General features: G+C 40.6%; 26 protein-coding genes. All 26 read right to left on the reverse strand.

Annotation, left to right across the window (positions count from 1 at the left end; translation table 11 throughout):
- Positions 1–110: 110 nt before the first annotated feature.
- A complete protein-coding gene (locus V9W66_RS01250; protein ID WP_144092574.1) occupies positions 111–779 on the reverse strand; it encodes an ABC transporter ATP-binding protein in 669 nt (222 codons plus the stop codon).
- Positions 780–784: 5 nt separating this feature from the next.
- Positions 785–2,218 (reverse strand): ABC transporter permease, encoded by a 1,434-nt coding sequence (locus tag V9W66_RS01255; protein ID WP_186289972.1) that lies wholly within the window; start codon positions 2,216–2,218, stop codon positions 785–787.
- Positions 2,219–2,247: 29 nt separating this feature from the next.
- Positions 2,248–3,612 (reverse strand): leucine-rich repeat domain-containing protein, encoded by a 1,365-nt coding sequence (locus V9W66_RS01260; RefSeq protein ID WP_144092570.1) that lies wholly within the window; start codon positions 3,610–3,612, stop codon positions 2,248–2,250.
- Between the two features lie 76 nt (positions 3,613–3,688).
- Positions 3,689–4,789, reverse strand: coding sequence for a sensor histidine kinase (locus V9W66_RS01265; protein ID WP_144092568.1), 1,101 nt, complete (start codon positions 4,787–4,789; stop codon positions 3,689–3,691).
- Positions 4,777–5,448 carry a response regulator transcription factor gene (locus tag V9W66_RS01270; protein ID WP_144092566.1) on the reverse strand — a complete coding sequence of 224 codons (672 nt, stop codon included), beginning with the start codon at positions 5,446–5,448 and terminating at the stop codon, positions 4,777–4,779. Before V9W66_RS01270 ends, V9W66_RS01265 begins: the two co-directional genes overlap by 13 nt.
- A gap of 236 nt (positions 5,449–5,684) precedes the next feature.
- On the reverse strand, positions 5,685–6,650 hold the full coding sequence (locus V9W66_RS01275) for a CPBP family intramembrane glutamic endopeptidase (RefSeq protein ID WP_144092564.1): 966 nt from the start codon (positions 6,648–6,650) through the stop codon (positions 5,685–5,687).
- Positions 6,651–6,668: 18 nt separating this feature from the next.
- Positions 6,669–7,499, reverse strand: coding sequence for a hypothetical protein (locus tag V9W66_RS01280; protein ID WP_144092562.1), 831 nt, complete (start codon positions 7,497–7,499; stop codon positions 6,669–6,671).
- Between the two features lie 375 nt (positions 7,500–7,874).
- Positions 7,875–8,156: a hypothetical protein gene (locus tag V9W66_RS01285; protein WP_144092560.1), complete on the reverse strand. Its 282-nt coding sequence runs from the start codon at positions 8,154–8,156 to the stop codon at positions 7,875–7,877.
- Between the two features lie 14 nt (positions 8,157–8,170).
- Entirely contained in the window at positions 8,171–8,518 is a 348-nt protein-coding gene (locus V9W66_RS01290; protein ID WP_144092558.1) for a TnpV protein, read from the reverse strand.
- 73 nt (positions 8,519–8,591) lie between these two features.
- Positions 8,592–8,753, reverse strand: coding sequence for a Maff2 family mobile element protein (locus V9W66_RS01295; protein ID WP_144092556.1), 162 nt, complete (start codon positions 8,751–8,753; stop codon positions 8,592–8,594).
- A gap of 95 nt (positions 8,754–8,848) precedes the next feature.
- Complete coding sequence (locus V9W66_RS01300) at positions 8,849–10,684, reverse strand: VirD4-like conjugal transfer protein, CD1115 family (RefSeq protein WP_144092554.1); 1,836 nt, start codon at positions 10,682–10,684, stop codon at positions 8,849–8,851.
- Positions 10,671–11,060 (reverse strand): PcfB family protein, encoded by a 390-nt coding sequence (locus V9W66_RS01305; protein WP_439362999.1) that lies wholly within the window; start codon positions 11,058–11,060, stop codon positions 10,671–10,673. The genes V9W66_RS01300 and V9W66_RS01305 overlap by 14 nt, the downstream gene beginning before the upstream one ends.
- 133 nt (positions 11,061–11,193) lie before the next feature.
- A complete protein-coding gene (locus V9W66_RS01310) occupies positions 11,194–11,907 on the reverse strand; it encodes an antirestriction protein ArdA (protein ID WP_144092550.1) in 714 nt (237 codons plus the stop codon).
- On the reverse strand, positions 11,907–12,248 hold the full coding sequence (locus V9W66_RS01315) for a DUF7768 domain-containing protein (protein WP_003020223.1): 342 nt from the start codon (positions 12,246–12,248) through the stop codon (positions 11,907–11,909). Before V9W66_RS01315 ends, V9W66_RS01310 begins: the two co-directional genes overlap by 1 nt.
- A gap of 283 nt (positions 12,249–12,531) precedes the next feature.
- Positions 12,532–13,980, reverse strand: coding sequence for a ParB/RepB/Spo0J family partition protein (locus V9W66_RS01320; protein ID WP_144100315.1), 1,449 nt, complete (start codon positions 13,978–13,980; stop codon positions 12,532–12,534).
- Between the two features lie 196 nt (positions 13,981–14,176).
- Positions 14,177–14,956 (reverse strand): HNH endonuclease, encoded by a 780-nt coding sequence (locus tag V9W66_RS01325; protein ID WP_144092546.1) that lies wholly within the window; start codon positions 14,954–14,956, stop codon positions 14,177–14,179.
- A 28-nt stretch (positions 14,957–14,984) separates the two neighbouring features.
- Positions 14,985–15,107 carry a hypothetical protein gene (locus V9W66_RS01330; RefSeq protein WP_279231193.1) on the reverse strand — a complete coding sequence of 41 codons (123 nt, stop codon included), beginning with the start codon at positions 15,105–15,107 and terminating at the stop codon, positions 14,985–14,987.
- A gap of 180 nt (positions 15,108–15,287) precedes the next feature.
- Positions 15,288–15,512, reverse strand: coding sequence for a DUF3791 domain-containing protein (locus V9W66_RS01335; RefSeq protein ID WP_144092544.1), 225 nt, complete (start codon positions 15,510–15,512; stop codon positions 15,288–15,290).
- The gene (locus V9W66_RS01340; RefSeq protein WP_144092542.1) at positions 15,509–15,751 is read right to left on the reverse strand and encodes a DUF3990 domain-containing protein; all 243 of its coding nucleotides are present in this window, start codon (positions 15,749–15,751) and stop codon (positions 15,509–15,511) included. The genes V9W66_RS01335 and V9W66_RS01340 overlap by 4 nt, the downstream gene beginning before the upstream one ends.
- Positions 15,748–15,987, reverse strand: coding sequence for a DUF3791 domain-containing protein (locus V9W66_RS01345; protein ID WP_144092540.1), 240 nt, complete (start codon positions 15,985–15,987; stop codon positions 15,748–15,750). Before V9W66_RS01345 ends, V9W66_RS01340 begins: the two co-directional genes overlap by 4 nt.
- A gap of 444 nt (positions 15,988–16,431) precedes the next feature.
- Positions 16,432–16,623 (reverse strand): hypothetical protein, encoded by a 192-nt coding sequence (locus V9W66_RS01350; RefSeq protein ID WP_008708292.1) that lies wholly within the window; start codon positions 16,621–16,623, stop codon positions 16,432–16,434.
- A 27-nt stretch (positions 16,624–16,650) separates the two neighbouring features.
- Positions 16,651–17,622, reverse strand: a complete 972-nt coding sequence (locus V9W66_RS01355; RefSeq protein ID WP_144100313.1) for a radical SAM protein — start codon at positions 17,620–17,622, stop codon at positions 16,651–16,653.
- Entirely contained in the window at positions 17,582–18,538 is a 957-nt protein-coding gene (locus tag V9W66_RS01360) for a nucleotide-binding protein (RefSeq protein ID WP_144094626.1), read from the reverse strand. Before V9W66_RS01360 ends, V9W66_RS01355 begins: the two co-directional genes overlap by 41 nt.
- 191 nt (positions 18,539–18,729) lie before the next feature.
- The gene (locus tag V9W66_RS01365) at positions 18,730–19,221 is read right to left on the reverse strand and encodes a hypothetical protein (protein ID WP_243121782.1); all 492 of its coding nucleotides are present in this window, start codon (positions 19,219–19,221) and stop codon (positions 18,730–18,732) included.
- A gap of 180 nt (positions 19,222–19,401) precedes the next feature.
- Positions 19,402–20,241, reverse strand: coding sequence for a macro domain-containing protein (locus tag V9W66_RS01370; RefSeq protein WP_144094628.1), 840 nt, complete (start codon positions 20,239–20,241; stop codon positions 19,402–19,404).
- The gene (locus V9W66_RS01375) at positions 20,238–20,846 is read right to left on the reverse strand and encodes a hypothetical protein (RefSeq protein ID WP_144094630.1); all 609 of its coding nucleotides are present in this window, start codon (positions 20,844–20,846) and stop codon (positions 20,238–20,240) included. The genes V9W66_RS01370 and V9W66_RS01375 overlap by 4 nt, the downstream gene beginning before the upstream one ends.
- Positions 20,847–21,026 lie beyond the last annotated feature (180 nt).

Here is a 21,026-nt window from a genome sequence, read left to right on the forward strand (position 1 = left end):
TTACTTAATACTTTTATATGAATTTCATTTTTATATACTGCTTAAATGAAATAGAAAAATGGGATTCTATCACCAGCTTAATCACCCCAAAATTACAGAAAGGAAAAATATTACTTAACAAATACTAAATTTCCCTGATTTAATCCCCATATCTCATCCGCATACCTGGAGACTTCTTTTGAATGTGTGACCACGATCACGCATTTATTTTCTTTGTGTGCCAGTGATTTGAATATATTCATAATAATTTGCTCTGTTTCAGAATCCAGATTTCCTGTTGGCTCATCTGCAATAAGCAGGTCTGGATCATGTGCCAATGCTCTGGCAATTCCCACACGCTGCTGTTCTCCTCCGGACAGTTTCAATATCTTCCTTCCAGCAGTCTCCTCATCAATTCCTACTTTTTTCAGAAGTTCCAACGCAGTTTTCTTCTTATCTCCTCCTTTTACACCACTGATATTCATAGAAAGTATGATATTTTCAAGTGCTGTCGCATTGAGTAACAAATTATAACTTTGAAAAATCACACCGATATTCTTTCCCCTGTAATCATCTCTGTCCAATTGCCGCATTTCCTGATCTGCATAAAATATTTCTCCTTCTGTGCAAAGATCCAGTCCTGATATTAAGGATAACAGTGTCGATTTTCCCGCACCGCTTTTTCCCATAATCACATAGAGTTTTCCCTTTTCAAACTCAATATTTATATTTTGTAAAACTTTTCTGTGTCCATCTTTGTATTGATAAGACACATCCGTTAACCGTAAAATCGCATCCATGTTTCTCAGCTCCTCTCTGACAAAATTTTCATTGGCTCATAACGGAGAATGCAGATCAGTCCTGATGCACTGGAAACAAGTGCCAGAACAAGTGCAAAACCTGCGATTTCTGCTGTTGCTTTTGCAGTCAGTGACACCTTTGCATGAAGAAGTGGATTTTCCACTGTTTCGGTTTCTTTTCCAGAATCCGTACCAACATCCACAAAAACTGTACCATTCTGCTCCAAATCACTATTTTCCGTCTGTGTTTCTTTGATCTGACTCTGCACAAGACTTTTTGAAATCGCTTCCGCTGCTGCATTACCAGTACCTAACCCAATCAGAAGGCAAAATGCAACCAGAATCAGAGATTCATAAATCATTCCTCTCGCAACCGTTTTCTTTTTCATTCCCATGGCACGCAGGACACCAATCTCATATTTTCTCTCCCTGACAGCTAATGTAGAAAGAAATACCAGAATCAAACTTCCAATGATCAGAACAAGGACAAGAAATATCGTAGCAATCCCGGCAACACTTTCTACCGGCTTCACAATGCTGTCATAAGTTGTTTTATCCGTAGACACACTGTAAACATTTGGCAGCCCTTTTGCTCTGGCTTCTTTTTCAAATGCAGAAATATAATCTGGATTTTTCAAAATATACGTTGCCTCGTAATCAATAAAATCTTCATCTATTCCACTTGCCGTTGCAATCTTTTCTGCATAGGACAAGACCGTATCTGCACTGGTCAGTATTTCATTATTTCTCCTCAGTTCTGTCGGCATATAAGGATAATTTTCATCCTTTGTTCCATCGTAATAAATCCCGCAAATATGTAATGTCAGTTTTGTCGATACACCCTCCATAACCGTATCCAATGTAATATCATCGCCTACCTTCAACTGATTCAGATCTGCAAGATTCTCACTAATCAATACATCTGTATCCTTTTTTGGCATTTCACCCTTTATTATTTTCCTCGTTCCTTCTTTAAATTCTTTTAATTCAGAATTGGACGAATAGCCTAAAAGTGTCGCATTGAAATCTGAACCTGCCGTACTTCCTTCGCTTTCCGTTTGCACGTCTGCATCCAGCGTATTTTCATTTCCTTCCCCTACTGTCTGCATATTTTCCAGTTTTGTCGGAATGGATGCCGTATATTTTGTTTCCTTCAGATAATCTGAATTGGCAAAACTTTGTTCTGTCTTAATGTCCATTGCCGGAACTGCATCATTCTGACCATCATTCAAAATCGCCTGTATCTTCTCCGGATCTTGATTGATATAAACTTCTGCTCCAAAATTTGCTTTGTAATTTGTAATAATCTGATCTGTTGCTGTACGGATAATAACAGATACCGCAATTGCTATCATCATCACAATCATAATAATTCCGATCAGTATATTTCGACTTTTATTTCGCAGTAAATTTTTTGCTGCATTTTTTAGTACATACATATCATTCATACTCCTTTTTCAGATAGTATTTATTGAAATCTTGCTATAAAATCTGTAACATCTTTGAAATCATCCATTTGAATTGACTTTTCTTTTGAGAGAAGTTTGCCGTCCGATGTATACCATCCAAGAAAACTTCCTTCTGTATCATTCGGAATTGCAATCAAATTTTTAATCTGTTCTACGGAAGATTCATCTGTATCTGCCAAACTTCCAACATCCCCTACGGTTTCACTCATATCCTGATTATCTGTTGTTGCACTAAAAGATTGCTCAGAACCGGAAGAAACAGAGGTATCTTTCGTATCTTCTTCATTTTTTACTGCTCCAATTTTATATGTTATTCCTATATTTCCATTTCCTTCACTTTGAAGTAAATGAACTGGAATCACAGAATCCGTTGGGATCTCCAACTGTGTTAATAAATTTTCCGCACAGTCCAGCTCTGCTAATTTTACTGCACTGCTCAAATCTAATTCTTTTAATTTGTTTTTATTACAATACAATTTTTCAAGTAATTTATTCTCCTGTAATTCAAGTGATGTCAGTTGATTTTCCGACGCATCAAGATAAGTTAATACCGGATTTTTACTAATATCCATAGTTTCAATCGAATTTTTGCTACATGTAATATCTGTAAGTTCCGGATTCTCTGTCGTATTTAATTCTTTTAACTGATTTTTCCGGCAATCCAGCGATGCAAGCTTCGGATTCTTACTAATATCAAGCTGTGCAAGCTTATTATTCCAGCAAAACAATGTTGTCAGTTTCGGATTATTTGTAACATCTAATGTTATCAAATTGTTATCCATACACAACAAACCTTCTAGCTCTGTATTTTCATTCAAATTTAACTCTTTGATAGAATTACTGTCACAGACCAGGTTCCATAATTTTTTATTCGTACTCAAATCCAATGAATGTAACTGATTATTCCCGCACCACACACTTTCCAATGCAGAGCAGCCTTCTACATGAAGCTCTGTCAGTTTTCCATTCTGCGAATACACTTCCTTCAACTCTGTGCAATCCCATAAATCAAGATTTCCACATAAACCTTCTTTTGAATCAAAATCAACAGTCAATACTCTTTTATTACTTTTAGAATCTGTCCAGTTAACTCCACGTGTCAGTGATCCATCCTGATACGTCCACGTAGATGGATCGTTTCGATTATATTTTTTATTTATCTTTGTTCCATTTTTCACACCAGCTTCATCTTTCTGTTCCAGAAATGAAACGACTTTTTCATAATCATGACGATTATACCCACTCGGAACAGAATTCTTTGTTCGCTCTCTCCAAATTCCAGCACAAATAAGGATACCTCCTCCAATCAGTACAACCAGTAAAATAACAATTACTTTCTTAGATAATCTTTTCGGCTCTGCCATCTGATAACTTCCTTCCTGTTTTCTACTTTACAGTATTATTTTTGAACATCATAACAAAGCAAATGTTACACCAGCGTTAATTCTGCTCTTTTATTTCCGGAAATGACAAATAAAAACAAGAGCCTTTTCCTTCTTCACTTTCTACAAAAGCAAATCCACCACATAGATTACAAACATGGGAAACCAGGCTCAGTCCTATGCCGTACCCATCTTTTTTCAGTTCATTCACCCGGTAACGGTTTTGAAAAATCAACTCCTGTTTCTCTGACGAAATGCCAATTCCTGCATCCTGTACTTTCACGACTACGCTATGATACTTGTTTTCTACAGTTACTCGAACTGGTTTACCTTCTCCATATTTCAAAGCATTATCCAGCAAACTGTTGACCGCACGAAAGATCCAACGTTCCTTTGCAAGTATCAACATGTTGGCATCTTCATCAAAGTCAAATGTAATCTGCGTAGAAATATTGCGATAGGTATCACAAACAGATGCACAGATCAGTGCAACATCTACCGGCATCACTGCTGACATTTTTACATCATCACAAAGTGTCAGGATATCCTCCATATTGTTCGCAATACAATCAATCATCTGAACCGCATTTTTATCCTCTTTTAACTCCATTCTCGTCCGCAGGACAGACAAAGTATTCTTCTGTTCATGGGAAATATAAGAATTCAAGCGTTTATAATCGTCCAGATGGTTTTGAAATTGCTGACTGATCTTTCTTAACAGACTTTGAATCGCCGGATCAAAATCCAGAATCATCTTTTCCGAAAAATTCATGGTTTGTAACGGCTGTAATAACCGTAACGATTCTCTTTTTTGGATTCTCTGCAAAACTAACCAAAGGATCAGTGAAGAAGAAAGAAAAAACAGGCAGAGAGCGATTGCAACAATCGGAACCCATGCCAGACTTTTTCCTATGTAATAACTGTCAAATACACTTTTGCTGATCACTCTTGCAGGATCAATTTGAACACTTTCCCCGTTCAGGCTCTGTAGCCATTCCTGGCGGGTCAGCACATATACACCACTTCCATCCGAATAAGCTGCTGTTTTTCCAACCATTGTCATATTTCTCAGCCAAAACAATCCCATGATTGAAAATGCCGATAAAATTACCGCATACATTACAACAGCAGTTCCCGTTTTCCATGTCATTTTTCGCATAAGTAATACCCCTTTCCCCGCATTGTCTGAATCATTTCATATCCTAAACTCTTTGTCAGCTTCCTGCGAAGTCTTGAAATGTGTACTCTCAGCACCGAAGAAAACGGATCAAATTCTTCATCATACACATGTTCTACCAGTTCTTCTGCCGAAACAACTGCGGGATATTTTTCTGCCAGATACTCCAGAATATCAAACTCCTTTGCCAGTAATTCTACTTTCTTTCCCTGAACACTTGCCTTTCTTGTAAGCGGATTGATCAACAGACCTCCGATTTGTATCACCGGATTTGTCTTTCCATAATAACGTCTGATTGCTGCCCCGATTCTTGCTCTTAGTTCTACCAGATGAAATGGTTTTGTCACATAATCATCTGCCCCAAGATTCAATCCTTTTGCCCGTTCTTCAATTTCATCTCTTGCGGTCATAATGATAACCGGTACATCTTTTCCTGCTTCTCTCAAATTTTTTAAAATCAGTAATCCATCCAGATCCGGAAGATTTAAATCCAGCAGGATACAATCATACGCATTTGTATCTACCTTTTCTTCTCCGTCCTGCCCATTATATGCAGCATCAACGTATAACCCTTCTTTTTCAAGACTTTCTTTTACCGAAAGTGACAATTCTATATTGTCTTCTATGATCAAAATACGCATTTTTACACACTCCCATCTTCTCATAAGTATAGCGATCAAAATGTTACATGAACGTAAACTACATAGTTTTGATGCAAAATATTTTTTGACAATCTATTATAGCAATATCCATGTTACATTACTGTGAATTTTCAAGCAACATTGCGAAATAAGATCCAGTGAATTTTTGTTGTACACTTGACAGCAAAAAAGCAGGAAATTACTACGATAAACTATCTGTATTTCCTGCCCTTTTCTTAAACTATCAATTGTTTCAAAAAATAACTTGCCTCAATAATATAGAGTACAATCAAAACAATCATTACCGGATTTTTTAATACATAAAATATTTTACTTTTGACTGATACACCAGTTTCCATTACTTCATTTTTTGCTATTACACATATCCTTTTTCTCGACTTATAAATAAAGAAAATCGCACCGATCATGCCAATTATGATTGTTGAAATATTTAATATTGCAGCCACATTATGATAAGTTGCCGTTGTCGATTCCAGCCATATGTCTGGCAAAAGGACTGCTGCATTATTTAATATATGAGCTATCACTGCCGGTTTTATAGAATCTGTTTCAATAGTTAGGATTCCTAACAAGATTCCTATTAGAAAAGTTGTCACTATCTGTAAAAAATTGAAGTGAAATATGGTAAAACATATCGCTGATATAAAAACAGCACTCATTTTCCCATATTTTTCCATATTCTTTAAAATAATTCCACGAAACAGAATTTCTTCTAGGATCGGACCTGTAATCACACAAGATATGGAAATCATAACTAATGACAATAATTGTCCCTGAGGCATTGTCAATGCATGATCTGACAATTCATATCCTGTCATCGAAAAAACTTTTTCCAAAATCTGAACGCAAAATAATCCAATCCATGAAGCTCCAAACACAGCAAAAACGCCAGACACTATAAATTGCTTATCTGTTTTTTCTACATCTTTTTTTCGTTTTGGGATCACGCCCAAAAGTAATATTCCTATTCCAATTGCGATAACATCAATCAAATCAGTATAAAAATAATTTGTATAAAAATATATCATACCTGAACTTATGTGATCAAAGATTCCTGTTTTTTCCAACATTTCCATAAAAACAGTACCCATATTCGAAAATGCTGCAGTAACTAATACGATAATTTCAAGATATACTCCTGTATGAGATATTTCCTGTAAAAGATGATTCTTTGGCTTCATTTTATCCTTGCCCTTCTTTTAATTACTCATGTCTTCATAAGTTTTTTTCTGTAAATTTCCATTTGCATCATATTCTTCATGAATCTGTTTTGTATTATCATCAGAAAAGTAGTCTTTTTCAGTCTTCACTAATTTTCCATCTGCATCATATGTTTCTGTAATCGTCTTATCATCTTTATCTGTATACTGTTTTTCTGTGCTTTGCAATTTTTTTTTGCTGTCGTAATTTTCTGTTACCATATTCTGATTTTTATCCTGATAATTTTTAACAATACTTTCCAACTTATTATCTGCTGTATACGTTTCTGTTACAGACTTTTTGTCTTTATCTTCATATTGCTTTTCAATTTTTTCCAGTTTCTTATCTGCCGAATATGTTTCTGTAACTGTTTTATTCTCTTTGTCTGTATATGACTTTGTCATACTCTGCAAATTACCATTCAGGTCATAATTTTCATTAAAATCATTTCCCTCTTTATCCGTATAAAACTTTACAATTGCCGTTTTCTCTCCTTCTGGTGAATATTGCTCATCTACATTTTTCCCTTCATCATCCGTATAAATGATATCCTGTAAAGTTGTTCCATCTGGATAATAGTTTTCGGTAATCTGCTTCCCTGAGTCATTTGTATAATCTTTTTCTTCCAGTACTCCATCTTTACTATAATACTCCGCAACCGTATTACCATTTTTATCAACATGTGACTTTTTTACCCTGTCATCCTGTGAGTTCGTATATTCACCCGCACTTTTCTGAGACTTCAAGTTGTAGAGGAAACTACCTCCTGCAATTAGAACTAATACGATTGCACATATAAAATAGTGATTTTTTTTACCTTTGATATTCACTTGTTTTCCATCCTTTCATTTGCTTTTGGATTAGGATAGCACAATCAATGTTACATGAATGTTAATTGTGATAAGCAGAAAATATTTATGATATACATTTTATTCATCAATATATAATAGCTAGATGACACAAATATTCAAACTAACTTTACTTATATTTTTTATCAATTTATTCTCAGTTTCCCCTCAATGCCTTTTACCTCTGATTTTCGTATGCTTATCTCACAGCAAAGCAATACCACACCGGTATGACCTGCTGAATCAATCAATACGAAAATAGAGATGTTTTTTATGCAGATGGGAGAGCAAAGACCTCCTGTGGCTGATTGCTTTCACAGAAGGTCTTATTTGTTTATGCTGTCACATTTTCATTTTTCAGATATGGTTGTCTTTCTCACACACCAGCCTTTCATAATCCAGAAATCCTCGAATATACATTTCTTTTGCCACAATCCCTTCCATGGCATTTTTCGCTGAAATAATTCTGTCCAATGCCTGCCACATCTCCTGTCCGTCACCTCTGAGGACTGGTTCCAGTATCTCTATGTAATGATGGATTTCTGCTTCCAGAGAAAACATCTCTGGATCGGATTCAAGAAATCTTTCCAGTTCCCGCTGGTATTCTTCATAATAACTTTCAATCAATTCTCTTCTCATATCTGGAATCCCCCTTATATATAAATCAGTTCCTGTTTGATGATTTCAGTAGCCCGGTTGCGGATATTGTTGCAGTGGCGTACCCATTCCATAGGATTCTGTCTCTTCAGTTCCTCAGCAACTCCCTCTGCACTTCGCATTTGAGCTTCAATCAGCTCAAAGCGTTCCTGTGACTGTTCATTCAGATCTGCCAGATAGCTGTCCAGTCTGGCGGTCAGAAGAAGATATGTATAAGTTCCAGATTTATGTTCTTTCAGGTATTCCTTCCGAAGCATTCCCCAGAAGCCAATCGGTCTGGTTTCTTCCGGATAGTAAAGATTCGGTAAATAATAGTCTCCAACTTTTGTGTATTCGATTTTCATTGTGTCTCCTTTCGCTTTACATCAAATTGTCATGTTATCTGCGTAGGATGTGCGTTTTTCCTTTAAAATCTTTTCACATAGAAGACATTAAGTGCTTCATGCCCTGGGACTTGGAGCCCGGGTTATCCGAGCCGTAGCCCTCCAGCAGATTGACCACGCCCCACACGCCAAGGCCAGCGCCGAGCGCAATAACGAGGGTCTGTAAAGTGTCGATTGCAGATGAGAAAAATGCCATATAAGCCTCCATTTCTCCGGGATTTTCCCGGTAACAAAAAAGCCGCCCATACAGGCGGCAGGTTACAAACTTCGGGACACTTTGTCTCGAAGCGTTTATGCAAAGGCGTCTGGATCGTCGATGTCATCATAGTTGAGGATGTCCTCGTCCTCTTCCGTGAGTGCATCGTCCGGCACAGCCACCTCATACATCGTACACGCCTCGTTCAGCCCGGGCCGCCTGCGGCGGTTAATGAGCCTGTCGAGGTCAAAAGCATTTTTCTGTTTATCGGCCTCCGCCGTATAACGGTAGTTCGGATGCCGTTTCAGATCATACTTGGGAGAGAAGAATGGGGGCAGGCCCCGAAGCTGCAAAATACATTTGTCTCCCGGCATGGTTGCAAGCTCGGCTGGGGTCATTAGTTCCCGGCCCAGCCGCTGGGTGTTTTGGCTGTAGCTTTCCGACTGGCCACGGGAGCGGCTGTCGGTCTGCATACTGATTGTGGCTTTTCCCAGCCAGTTCTCGGAGATTTCCTTGATAGTGCTGGCTTCGCGGCCACCGAGGAACACCACGCTGTCCATGTTGCCGAGGATTGTCTCGGCGTGCTTATCGTAAATGGCCTTGCACTGTGCCAACTGCTGATACAGCAGGCAAAGACTCACCTCGCGGGAGCGGATAACCGCGACCAGCTTTTCGAGCTGGGGCACCTGTCCCGTGTTGGCTGCCTCGTCCCACAGCACCCGTACATGGTGCGGCAGGCGGCCACCGTGAACATTGTCCGCACGTTCACACAGGAGGTTGAACATCTGCGAAAATGCAAGTGCCACTAAAAAGTTGTAGGTCTGCGTGGTATCGGAAATAATGAAGAATACCGCCGTTTTCCGATCTCCGATGCGGTCAAGCTCCAATTCGTCATAGGCCATGACCTCACGAAGCTGCGGGATGTCAAAGGGAGCCAGTCGCGCACCGCAGGAAATCAAAATGCTTTTTGCCGTCTTGCCGCTGGCCAATTTGTACTTTTTATACTGTTTGACCGCGAAGCAATCCGGCTTGCGCTTTTCGAGCCCGGCAAACATATAGTCCACCGCGTTCATAAAATCCTCGTCATCCTCCTTGACCTCCATGCCGGAAATCATATCCACAAGGGTATTCATGTTCCGATCCTCGGCAGGCCCCTCGAAAATGATGTAGGCAATCAGGGCGCAGTACAAAAGCGTTTCCGATTTTGTCCAGAATGGATCGCCTTCCTTGCCTTCGCCCTTGGTGTTGGAAATCAGGGCATCCACGAATTTCAGAATATCGGCCTCGTTGCGGATATACGCCAGCGGGTTATACTGCATGGATTTTGAAAAATCTATGCTGTTGAATACCTTGATTTTGTACCCGCGTTTTTGCAGGAAACCCCCGACCTGTCCCAGCACACCGCCTTTCGGATCGACCACCACATAAGAGGAATGAGCCTGTAAAAGCTGGGGCGTAAGCCAGAAGCGGGTTTTGCCGGAGCCGGACGAGCCGATAATGCAGCAATTCAGGTTTCGGGCATTTGCGGGGATTTTCGGACGGGTGTTCATCGTGAGAAACTCTGTCCCGGTCAAAATCACATTGTTTTCAAACTTCGGATCAACAAACGGTTTGATGTCTTTTTCCGTTCCCCACCGGGCGCTGCCATATTCTGCATCCCGCCGAAACTTCTTAGCGTTCTTGCTTTTGAAATAGATCAGCAGCCGGAAACCAACTGCGCCTACAATACCGACAAGCCAATCCAGCGGGACTAAACCGGGCGCAAAGTCAGCAAAGGCCGGGCCAATCGTCTGGCCCAGCCCGATGAGCTTATGTGCAAAATCGTTACCCGCCGCCAGCCGGTAGGCTGTCCCCAGCTTGAGGAACGCCCACAGAATGAACAGATAGGGAATGTTTGGGATGAGATATTTTCTGATCTTATCTGTCCTCATGGGCCACCTCCTTTGCACGTTCTTTTTGTTTCGGCTTTTCTTTGGAAAGCTGATCTGCCGCCTGTTTCAGTTGTTCCCGGATGGGAACACGGTTCGATTTTGCTTTGCTTAACACCTTCCGGGAGTACTCGGAAAAGCAGGCGGTCATCGCGTCTGCCTGTCCAGCCTTGAAAAACAACAGGTATTTGTCCGGCCCGGTTTTATAGAACGCATAGTCCACATTCCATTTCCGGGCCACGCGGTCAAAGGACTTGGCATCCCCGGATAGCTCAATGCTGTTTGTGGCTGTGCCGTGGGCCATGAGCTTTCGCACACTTTGTTTGCCATGTGGTACTTGCCGCTCACGGTATGCCTTGCGGATCTTCCGACCCACCATGCCCAGCACATACGCCAGTCCCCGCGCCGTCAGCTTGGTCGTTTTTACAGATATGGCTATCGTGCGCCGGGAAATATCTTCATCAATCAGTTACACCGCCTCCTTCCTTGGGACAATTTGTCTCGAAGTGCCATCACCGATCCCCACGGTCTTTTTTCTGCATTTGACGGTAGCCCTCCAAAGAAGAACCGTCTATGATTTCCTGATAAGCGGCCATTTGCTCCCGGATAGAGAGCTTCGGGAAAGAGAACACCTTATGCTCCTTGGGAATATCCTGCAAGCCGTGATACACTTCCACGAAATGATCGCTTTCTTTGACAACATAGCCGCCCGGGGCAAAATGGCTGTTTTCGTGGATGCAGGCATCCCGGCCATACGCCTCATAATCGAAATACGGTTTTACCTGATCCGGCACATCCAACATTTCCAGATCGTCCACATAAATACGCCCCAGCGTTTCCTCATCGGATACGCCGGGGTAAAAGCCGTAACAGTCCAGATTTTGTGTCAGATTGATGATGTCCCGCACCGAAGAACAGTGATCGCCGCTGTCGAGGACGGCCTCCAGTGTTTCCAGCTCCGATGAGGTAAGCTCGGAAAGCAGGCAGGCCAGATGATTAAGCTCATCCAGATTTTCATACTCGCTCAAATGGTCATAGAGCCCCAGCACATCCCCATCGAAAGAGGTAATAAAAATTTCCTGATAGCGGACGCCATCCACGCCGATCCGTTTCAAGAGAGCCTCCACCTCCTGGGCGGTTGTGGGAAATTTCAGTGTTTCACCCACAAGCTGGCCCTCGCTGTACTTCCCCGCGTTGGTAACGTAGGCTTCAAACAGGGTCGCCATCAGCGGCGGCCCTGTCCCTTGACGGTCAGGATGCCCTCAAGGGTTGTTGCCGTAATTCCCAGCCGCTGGGCCACGGCGATGTCATTTTTCATGGCTTCGGTCATACTGTGCCCGCAGACAACCAGCACATGAGAACGGCGGAGCAAGTCACGGCTCATGTCGATGCCGCTTTTATGCTCCTCGGGAACAGCATCATTGAGAAACAGGGGCAAGTACAGGGGCGGGCAAATAGGAGAAAAGCCTGCCTCATACACGGTGCGGCAATACTGCGCCGCCAGTTCTGCGTTTTCGCTATCGCCGCCGAGCCATGCAGCGGTGATATAAGCAAGGGGTCGTTTCATCGTTCATACCTCCGATATTTTAATAAGAAAGTTCAACCCAAACCCCACGCCCTTTCCCAGTCTTGGGAAAGGGGGCGGCTCTGGAGGATATACCCCCGCCGCTTGCCGGGGAAATAGCACAGCCGGGGCAGACCGTCAAGGGCGAGCCGCCGAAAACGGCGGTGCGCTGCACCCTTGACGGCCCACTCCCGGCTGTACTAAAAAACAGGCGGCGACGGGGGATATATACCACCAGAGCTTCTGCGCGAGGGCGGGGCCCTCGGGACAAAGTGTCTCGAAGTTGTTACTTGTCAAGTTCCTGCTTTTTCGGGGCTTTTGCCAGCTCCGGCGGCTGTTTTTCTTTCCAGTCATCCAGCAGAGACATAATCTGTTCTTTCATTTTGGCGGGAGTTACCTCCTTGCCAAAATACTTTTCCAGTTCCGCAGTAGAAATAATCACGCCTCGATCCTCCTTTTTCTGTTCTGATAAGATGCCGTCAATGACATCGCCGTTGAGCTTGCCTTCCTTATCCAGCTCCCGGAGCCGTTTAGCTTGGGCCAGCGAGGGCGAAGCCTGCTCCCCGTCAATGGAAACAGCAATAAGCCTCTGATTTTTCGGTTTGATGTAGGACAGTTCCACGGCAGGCATAAAGCCCATCTTTTTATCGTCTACCTTATCCAGAAGCTCCGTCACAAGAGAGTTGAGCCGCAAGTAGCGCATGACCTTTTTATAGTTCATCTCATGCGCCTCGCCCACAATCTCAACCGAGCGTTTTCCAACATCGCCTTCCGCAACGCCTTTCAGCCGCCCGCCCTGATGCTTAATGTCCTCAACCTCAAGTTCCAGCAGCGCGGCCAATTCACTGGGGAGCATCCCGTCACGCTGCTTGTTGCTGTCCTTCATGGCCTGCACCGCTTCGTGGTCGGTCATTTCACGGACAATAAAGGGCATTTCCTCCAGCCCCGCCAGTTCACTGCCGTGGGTACGGCGATGGCCCGCTACAATTTCATAGCCGTTTCCGTCTTTCTCCGGGCGGGCAAGACCGGGAACCATTACACCGTTTACGCGGATAGAAGCAACGATTTCCTGCATCTTCGCATCGTCCCGTACCTTAAAGGGGTGCGGGCGGAATGTGTGAAACGGATGAACCTCGGAAAGTTTCAGATAAACCAGCTTGCCTTCCTCAACCGGGCGGGGCGGTGTGGTCGGCTCGGGAGCCGTCTGTTCCGCAGTAGCAGTTTCCTTCGGTGCCGTATCCTGTGCGGGCTTAATGGGCTCCTTGGCATCCGGGGCCTTTCCGTCACTTCGGGACACTTTGTCTCGTTTGGACGGCTTGGGCTTGTCAGGGGCCGTCTTATCCGCCTTGGGTGGGCGGCCCTTGCGGGCCTCAGCCGATTTCTCCGATTTTTGATTTTCAGTCGCGGCCTTTTCTGCTTTCGGCGGACGGCCACGGCGCGGCTTTTTCGGTTCCTCCGTATTGGCGGGCTGCGGTGTTTCTCCGGGGGCTGCCGCCTCCGGCGCTTCGGGGTTTTCTGCCTTTTCGACTTCGGCGCGGGCGTTCTGTCTCTTTTCTGCCATAAGCTCATTGATTTTGTCAAAGGACACAACCACATCGCCGGGCTCAGGTATGGCAGGCTCGGTCTGTTCCTGCTGGGGTTCAGATGCTGCGGCCTGTTCGGGTGTGGCGATAGGCTCGGCGGCCTCCAGGGAAATATTCTCCGCAGGGCCAGTATTCAGTTTTTCATCGGCCATTTACGATCCTCCTTTTCGTTAAAGTTGCACAAATTAGAGCGCTAAAATTTTGTAGTTATTTTTGTGCCTCCTTTCCGTCTATCCACGCAAAAAGCCGCCCGTTTCTCATGCCGGACGGCTTTTTGCGTAATGTGATAGATCAAATATTATTTTTTCTGGTTTGCAGGCTCCGAAAAGCCTTGTATTTACAGTGTTCCTAATAGGAAGTAATCATATGACAATTCCACTTTATCTTTTTCAATGCTTCCTTTAGTACTTCGTCCTGAATAAATGAAACTCCTGAAAGTCCCACACATTCTTTTTTCATTTTTCCATCAATAGCATTCTTAAGATACTGCTGAATTTCTATAGCTCGGCTGTCTTTTAAATAGTCGCTTCCAAATTTATATATTGCATATTCAAAAGCAATTTTTAATGCTTCCAAAAAAAAGCGATGAAACTCTATCGTTATATCATAATGAATTTCCGGTTGTGAGAAAAGACTTTTCGTTTGGTCAACTTTATTCAGAATATCCGTTATCTCCTGCTCAGATTTATCCATTCTGATCAATTTTTTCTGAAGCATTTTTTTAATTTCCGCTTTGGAAGATGCTACAATTCTCTCAGTATTTCCATGGCGCTCAATGCGTGGAACAATTGTCGGTTGATAATTCTCATCTACTCTGATACGATTTCCGTCTTTATCTTTTCCCTCTCTAAAAGCATTAGGAATTTTTCCGTTTTGCCCTTTTAATCCAAGATTCTCTCTTATGATTTTAAGAAACATATGATTAACAAAATAATTGTCAACATATGTTCCCAATCCACTATTACATTTTTTGCAGACATTATATATCTTCAGTGATTCATTTCCAAGAGCGTTCGGAATAATATGTTCCTCTGACCAATCATTATTCTTGTCAAATTTTTCTTTACTTTTCCCACAAAATATACATCTCTCATGGGGAGATTCCTGTTGCATATCTGAAGATTTCATTTATCATCACCCACTTCTGTATTGCTTTTCAATAATTACCAACGATCCGTTTCTTCATTTCCTTCCAGATATTCTTCATCTTGTCATACCCACTGATATTATTGCTTCCTCTCGCTCCACAGTGGGGAACACCGAAAACCATTCCACTCAAGTTGGTGTTTCACTAATTAAGTCACTAGATAAAACATAACATGTATATGAAAGACTATCCACCGACATTAAACTTTTTCCTCGAATAGCTGGAAAATCAGAATTTTTATATGAATTTTAAAGAAATTTTTTCTTTTAAATATACAGAATCCTCCCACTTTTACTAATACTATACCATACATTACAAATATCTTCTTACACCGCCACTGTATTCTTGTTCCAGTTCATCTGCCAAATACGCATCACTCATACAATGCATATCCGATACACCATCTCGAATCAGTTGATAAACCTCAGAATGATAAAAAAAGTTCAACGCTTCATCTAGAGAAAGACCCTGTTGTTTTGCAAAGCATTCAATGATACGACAGTATTTCTTTTGAAGCAAAATCGGATTTGCTGTCATAATTTTTCACTCCCCTCAAAATGCAGAAAAGATAACGCTTTTTCCGTACGAAAACAAATTTGCAAATTTGGCTTTTCATAGCGCAGGCGATTGATGGCTTCTTTTTTATCAATTAATCCATCGAAAAACAATTCTACTGTATTGAATACCTTATCGTTGGCAACGCCTCCTGCAACAATATCGTAATTTGTCAAATCTGGCCGTACAATCTCTAAAAAAGAGCCATGATAAAGAATCATACTTCTACCCCTCTTTCTTTCATTACCTCAAGGAGATCATTTACGATATATTCCCGACTCTGTGTATGCAGAATCTCATATTCCGGAACTATATAGCTATTCAGAATATCGCTTTTTTCTGTAAATGCCTGATAGACACGTTCTGCATTTACATTTAATTTTGCCGCTACATTTTCAATGCAAAATACAGCAAATTCTAGTTCATTAGAATTTTTGATTTTTTCACCTGCCAGCATAAGCAATTCTTCCTCATATAATCAAGTGTTTTTTATTGAAAATTCAAGGTTTTTCAACCTTTCATATCTCAGTGAATAAGCCACAGCTATGAGCATTTCAATGTATCAGGTACTGAAATAGTGGTTAAAGGGTATACGAAATAAAACGTCATTGATTTCCGCTTTACTGGCCTTGTGTGTACCCATCCCTCTATGGCAGCTAACCTTCCTGATATATTCTTTATGGGGTCTGACCCCAATGACCCCGGAGTACTTCAAGCTAAGGTATTGACTGTCGTATTCATATCTTAACTCCAAATATAATAACTGTCCACTTCCCGTCTACGAAATTCTTTATGGGGTCACACCCCATAAAGAAATTTTCACTAAGATTATTACTCAGGCTACATTCACCATTTTTCCGTAAAGCAAATCTATCTGCAGCTGTCTATCGAGAACTCATTTCTAATGACTGGTAGGGCCACAGTCTCCACAATACAGCAGTTTGGACCCTTTACTCTTTTCTTTCACTCTTCCCGGACCACCTGCACCACAGTCTCCCGATACGAAATTGCTGTCTATAAAAGTTCCCTGATATTCTCTTTCCGTTTCGTAAACAACTAATTTTTCTATTTTTCCCTTTAATTCTCGTTTCACTTTCGTTTCTCCCTTGACAGATTATTTTTATAACCAATGCAATATGCAGCTACCGCCACACTTTTCCCACATATCACATTTTACGCATTTCTTCATAGGGCATCCTTCCAGCTTATTATACAGCCTAACGGTATCCTGCTTGTTATAAACATCGAGCATGCTCTTGTAATCCCAAAAGTCCCTCTGGTAACCTCCCATTATTATGTGCCGTAATTCATTGCACAAAATAATATTTAAATCAGGATCGACAAAAATTCCCTGTTGTTTCTTCACAGCACATGTAGCCATTACTCTTTTTGAATCCAAAAATTGTTTCAAAAAGGTCGGATTGTAACGACAAAACGGCTGGTTTAAACGTATATAAGGAACAATTCCTACTTTCTCCAGTTCCTGTGCTATAAGCTGTAACGGCTCCATAGAATGTTCCTTTATAACTTCACCAGATTCTGTAATATATGGTCTGATATCATGTAAAACAATCTCATGTAACCCATAATATCTCAGAAAATACACAAAATCGGATACCATAGACTGACTTAAGTTTTCAGTACAATTATAATTAACTCTGATAAATGTCCCTTTTTCGTTCAAATTTTCGATTGCACTGCAAAATTCAACAAATGATATTTCATCCGAAAATTCCTTAAATGATTTTTCATTAAATCCCTTTATAGATATTGTGATATCTTTTAAATTTTTTTGCTTGCACACATCTTCGCAGAATTTTTTCTCTGAAAATCTGATTGCATTAGTAAATAAGTGAACTTCCTGCTTTTCTAATTTTCTTAATATCTCCACAAACTGTGGATGTATTGTCGGTTCTCCACCAATCAAAGTCATAGATGTCACATTATTTTTAATGATATCATCATAAAACTTTACAAACAGCTCAAACTTTAATAACTTGTGTTGTTTTTCCTGATTATAACACCATTTACAATGTAAATTGCATGTTGTATTAAGATTCAGTGTCACAATATTGCATAACTGATGTCTCATGATTCTTTTTTGTATCTTCAAATCGCTCAATGTACTCTTTGATCCATGTACGCCCAGTCTCTGTCTGGTTATCAATAAGCATTACATTTTTGCTAAAAGTATACTCTTTCTTCTCCATTTCATATTTTAAATTTCCTAATATCAGATATTTGTCATCAAAAATGTAATACCCTTCATCCGGATGATAATTAAAACGAAAAATATCAAGCTTGTTAATTTTATGGTCATTTTCAATCATATGTTTCCAATTCAGAATTGCATTATCAATAGCACCTTCCATTGATTGATCGTAATATTCATCATTCTTATTATCATATTCTCGAAGCAAAATTTCTGCATGGTTAATAGAAATATCGTTTATTAACCGAAACATCTGTACGGATTTAAATGTTGAAATTGCAAAGATTCTTAATTTTTTAATCTTTTGGTTTTTCAAAGTTATCTGAAACGCATCATTTAAGTCCGTAATCTTAAATCCTTCGACTTTTTTCTGGTTGTTTGTCCGGATAGAATTTATCCAATTTTTCAGCTTAATTTTTGCGCTGTTTTTCTTTCCTACATCTCCCCATGTGATTCCCTCGAGATCACTCGCAAGTTTTGGTCTGCCCTCGCATAGAAAAATAGTATTAACCTTTGACAGTTTTCCTGAAAACAATCCATATTCCAACAGTACATTATCACGTACTGTCATTGTGCCTTCCCCTCTGAACCAAATTTTATCATCTTCTCCAAATATAAATACTGCTGCATCTACATTCTTACTCAAGTCTATAAGAGCATCCCATGTATAAGCACCCAGAGGAAAAACCTCCGGTTCATTCCACAATACAGGCTCTACATTCATACTTTCCAGCCAACTTCCAACCTCAATTGCCATATTTAAGCGTTCTCCGGAACTTGCAATAAATATCCTCATATGCGCCCTTCTTCCTGATATAAATCAAAAAAACTTCATTACACCTGCCTCGTATTCACATGTCAAGAAACAGGCAATTCAATTATTTACCACGGCCACCCTACTAAAGCAGGATCATTCGTTCTATAATAAGTCACCCACTTCCCATTCACCTAATTCGTCTGCAATATCGGCATGTGAAACATTTTACATTATATTCCAAATTCCGCCTTTAACTCATCTACAACATCATATGGAAAACACTCTGCACAACCTTCATCTTCCATCAAAACATTGATGATCTTTTTTGTCAGTTCTATTCCTTTGGTGCTATGAAGACGTTCTTCAATTCTTACCGCATTTTTTATATCTCGTGCCACCCACACCTGATCATATATTTCAAGTTGTGAGATAATCTTGCCTACTTCGCAAGAAAACTCCATTTCATTCATATCATTCGGATTACCCATAACTCGATAAATCTGTTGCAGTCTGCTCAATATCTGGTCGGCATTTAAATCCAATGGTATGTAAATACGGACATTATCATCAGCTAGAATGCCTCCATTAGCGTGAATTTTACCAGTGATTGCCTTTTGATGTTGTTTTTTCGTCTCGTAACCAAAAGCAGTATCTGCAATTGAAAGATCATTGATATAAAGAACTTTCTCCGGAATTGGGTGAATATCTAAATCGTGATGCATAATGAATTCCTCCATAATTTGATTACTTTACTGATTTTTTTATGGGGTCTGACCCCGGTACTTCACAGGATTCGGGAGGAGGTCACGGACGAGGATTGTGGATTGAAGAATTCTTGGTCCATATTGCTGCCTCCCTTTTCCTGATTACTTTAAGCATGTTCTGGCTTCCTTCAAACCCGTTTAGGCATCAATCTCATTCAATGAGAATCCATCGATCTTTTTGCATATTATCCGAAGCTTATACGGAGCTTTAATTTTATGTGGACTCAGCTTGTACGACCAGATCATTATGTTCAACAACTCTTGCTGTGATAAGGATTCACCTTCAAATAGCGTCAGTCCTGAACCAAGTATTGGAACGCAAACATCCGTCTGACTACAATGCAACTCAATCTGCTTCCACATTTCGTATAAACACTCAATATATTCATCTTGAGTAAAGAATTTCGCACGTCCTGCCTCATTTAACGTTGCAAAAGCCAACAGCAACGCATTCCCATTCACAATGATGCTGCCTGGCTTATAGCTTCGCGAATTATTAAATCTCGAAACACTTTCCTTTGGTTTTACCTCTGCATTATCAATAAGATTTCGAATATTGAGACTTCCTCCCACACTTTGAATATACTGACCACAAATTGATGAAGCCTTGATATCACTTGGATTGGGTCCAATATGTGTCGTATAGCACTCATCAAAATTAATTACTCTCTTACAATTTGTTTCCTTAAGCAAATTGCCATATTTGACCTTAATCGTATAATTATCGCCTTTGATTGTTACCGAATGCCTAACAGCATAAATCAATGTCACTATAACCCAAACAACAGCATAGCAAACAATTCTTGAAATTATAGTGTCAAGTTCAACATCTGTAATTCCTTTATCGGTCAAACTCTTTTGGACAGCTTGCGCCGGAATCCATCTTATTGTATGAAAGAAAGATTCCGGAACAAATGCAAATATTACCGAGATAATTCCAAATGCCCATGTTGCGCTTTTACAAAATAATTTTATCAAAATCCCAATGCCTCTTTTATGTATGAATAATCTCCTACTCTTTGTCCCCAGTAATTAGTTATCCAAAATGGTCTGGCAACGTTCTTATAGTCACTCATATACGATGGAAGCCATTCGTTTTCATATCTCGTCGAGTTATAAAGAATAATTACATTTTTCTTTTGTCTTACGGCCTGTTCAAATTCATGCCTCAGATAAGAATAATTATTTATACTACCAACATTGTTCCCCGTTGTTGGAACTGTACTTACATATTTACACAATTTAGTTCCATTCGTATTTTGCTTATATGGTGTACAATAAGCCTCCCACTGAGTTGTTTTACCCACTCTACCACAAGATTGCCCAGCAGTCCTATAGCGTGTCATGTTTCCGACAACAAAAATCACAGCCGAAGATGCGTTAATCTGACTGTTGAATTCAGCTTTCAAATCACATATACGGCAATCGGGTTCTTTCGATACACTTCCAGATGCCACTTGTGACATGTCAACAAAATCAACTCTGTGGTAATCATCATTTCCCCATTTATTTAGTTCATCAACCACATCTTTATCACCGTCAGTTTTCGAATAATCGGCACTGATGTAAACTTGTTTTCTCATGCCTATCACTCCAATTTCTCTTCCACTTTTTTACATTTCCATTTCATTTTTTAGTCCTTCACATCTCAGCCAGTCATAAGACCGTTGCCTGCTGCTCACCACGGAGAGGTGTGTGATTCATTCGAGCAGCGTAGGGAGCTACCGCTCTCCTTGTTTTGTTTATAATTTCTTTAGAAATGT

The sequence above is a fragment of the Blautia massiliensis (ex Durand et al. 2017) genome, from assembly GCF_051861785.1.
GTDB classification, from domain to species: Bacteria; Bacillota; Clostridia; order Lachnospirales; family Lachnospiraceae; genus Blautia_A; species Blautia_A luti_A.